This is a genomic window from Guyparkeria sp. SCN-R1 (assembly GCF_003932495.1).
Taxonomy (GTDB): domain Bacteria; phylum Pseudomonadota; class Gammaproteobacteria; order Halothiobacillales; family Halothiobacillaceae; genus Guyparkeria.
Genome location: NZ_QZMT01000042.1, coordinates 1 through 1,902 on the forward strand (window position 1 = coordinate 1; position 1,902 = coordinate 1,902).

Consider the following 1,902-nt stretch of genomic DNA (forward strand, 5'->3'; position numbering starts at 1 on the left):
CGAGAAGCGCTATTTCAACCGGCTCGCGAGTGTCTAGAAAACCGGGGGCGATTCAGGGTGCTTGGCTACGAGAATCATAGTCTCCTTGCCGAAGGCCTCAAAAAACTCTTGTTTAAGGCTATTTTGAGGAAGAAAGATGTGCAGCTTTATGAAAGGAGGGGCGAGAAGATAATTCGCGGCCTTTTTGAGGTTTATACTGACGCCAAGTTTAATAAAGATAATATGCTTCTTCCGCCTGAGCTTAGGGTTCTGGATGGTGGTAATGAGCGGTTGGTGGTGGATTATATCTCCGGCATGATGGACTCGTACGCGGCGCAAGAGTATGAAAAATATTTTGGTTCCGGTAGTTTGGATAGGTACTACCCAGCCGACACAGCTAGTAAAGCGTGAACCGTTAATCTACGTGCCGGTGTGCTTCTTCCTTGACCAGCGGCAAATCGCCCAGCTGCCACCAGCCGAGGGCGGCCAAGCCCATGGCCAGCAACACCATCAGGATCGCGGCTCGGATCGGGGTTTTCATGCCTGTTCCTCCTCGGGACGGTTGGGACGCTTGCGGCCGGTGATCATGGCGCGCACGAGGTTCTCGCGGTGCGCGAGGCTGCTGAAGAGCACGCCGGCCACATGCAGGCCGACCAGGGCGAGGGTGAAGTTCGCAAAGAGCTCGTGGGTTTCCTCCAGCGCCTCCTCGCCGGTCTCCCCGGCCAGGCCCACGCCGCTGACGAACCCGTAGAGGTTATTGCCCGGTTCCGAACCGAGCAGCAACATGCCGAGCACGGTGGTCGCCAGCAACGAGCCGATCAGTACGACCACCATCGCCCCGCCGGCTGGGTTATGGCCAAGGTGGCGACGCGCTTTCCCCGAGAGCGTCGACTGCAGGTAGCCGAGCACCTCGCGGGGACGACGGACGAAGTCGGTGAAGCGAGCGTGTCGGCTGCCGACAACGCCCCAGGCCAGACGTAGCACCACCAGGCTGAAGACGAGGTAGCCCGCCCAGGCATGCACGCCGAGCAGATCATCCTCGACCAGGTAGGCGGTGAAGAAGGCCGCCACCAGCAGCCAGTGAAACAGCCGCACGAATCGGTCCCAGACGGGAATTGCATTGGTGGTCGTCATCTCGAAGCCCTCCGAAGGGATGTGAGTGACACCGAGTGTGGGGCGACTTCCTGAAATGACCCTGAATGATGCGTGGGATTTGGTCCGCGGGCGAACGTCCGGCAAACCTGCTTAACTGGAGTTCGCCACGGATACCCCGACAGGAGAACGCCATCCATGAGACGACCCACGCTTTCCCTGCTGGCCGGCCTGCTCGGCACACTGGCCGCCCCGTTCGGCCTGGCGGCTGAGACCCCGCTCACCGTCGGCGAGCCGGCACCGGCCTTCACCCTGCCCGACCAGGAGGGCGCGCCCCGCTCGCTGGCCGACTATCGTGGCGACTGGGTGGTGCTGTACTTCTACCCCAAGGACGACACGCCCGGCTGCACCACCGAGGCCTGCAGCTTTCGCGACAACATCAACCGCTTGATCGCGCAGGACGCCGCGGTGCTCGGGGTGAGCATGGACGACGTCGCCAGCCATGCGGCATTCGCAGCCAAGTACGAATTGCCCTTTCCGTTGCTGGCTGATCCCGACGGTGAGGTGGTCGAGCGCTACGGCGCACTGAGCGACTTTCTGGTGGTGAAATTCGCCAAGCGACAGACCTTCATCATCGATCCCGACGGCAAGATCGTGAAGATCTACCGCAAGGTGGACCCGGACGAGCACGTCCGGGATGTGCTCGCCGACCTAAAGGCATTGCAGAGCGGCGGCTAAATCGGAGCCGCGCAGACAAAAGAAAACCCCGGCGATTGTGAAGTGACCCCTGAAAGTTGGACACCCATCCAACTGACAGGGGTTTTCTTATGG

The 1,902-nt window shown here is 60.7% G+C and carries 4 protein-coding genes; 2 read left to right on the plus strand and 2 right to left on the minus strand.

All coding sequences use genetic code 11. The features are described 5' to 3' along the window. The coding region (locus tag D5687_RS11060; protein WP_204742197.1) for a hypothetical protein at positions 1-390 on the plus strand (390 nt) is incomplete at its 5' end. Positions 391-394: 4 nt separating this feature from the next. Here D5687_RS11060 and D5687_RS11500 read toward each other — a convergent pair. Further along, positions 395-520 carry a hypothetical protein gene (locus D5687_RS11500; protein ID WP_255410316.1) on the minus strand — a complete coding sequence of 42 codons (126 nt, stop codon included), beginning with the start codon at positions 518-520 and terminating at the stop codon, positions 395-397. Then, the gene (locus tag D5687_RS11065; protein ID WP_125199826.1) at positions 517-1,113 is read right to left on the minus strand and encodes a cytochrome b/b6 domain-containing protein; all 597 of its coding nucleotides are present in this window, start codon (positions 1,111-1,113) and stop codon (positions 517-519) included. Before D5687_RS11065 ends, D5687_RS11500 begins: the two co-directional genes overlap by 4 nt. A gap of 156 nt (positions 1,114-1,269) precedes the next feature. Here D5687_RS11065 and D5687_RS11070 point away from each other — a divergent pair, with 156 nt between their 5' ends. Continuing rightward, positions 1,270-1,809 carry a peroxiredoxin gene (locus tag D5687_RS11070; protein ID WP_125199827.1) on the plus strand — a complete coding sequence of 180 codons (540 nt, stop codon included), beginning with the start codon at positions 1,270-1,272 and terminating at the stop codon, positions 1,807-1,809. Positions 1,810-1,902 lie beyond the last annotated feature (93 nt).

Coding starts and splice junctions, on each gene's coding strand:
- D5687_RS11500 (WP_255410316.1), bottom strand. CDS start 520: ATGAAAACCCCGATCCGAGCCGCGATCCTGATGGTGTTGCTGGCCATG.
- D5687_RS11065 (WP_125199826.1), bottom strand. CDS start 1,113: ATGACGACCACCAATGCAATTCCCGTCTGGGACCGATTCGTGCGGCTG.
- D5687_RS11070 (WP_125199827.1), top strand. CDS start 1,270: ATGAGACGACCCACGCTTTCCCTGCTGGCCGGCCTGCTCGGCACACTG.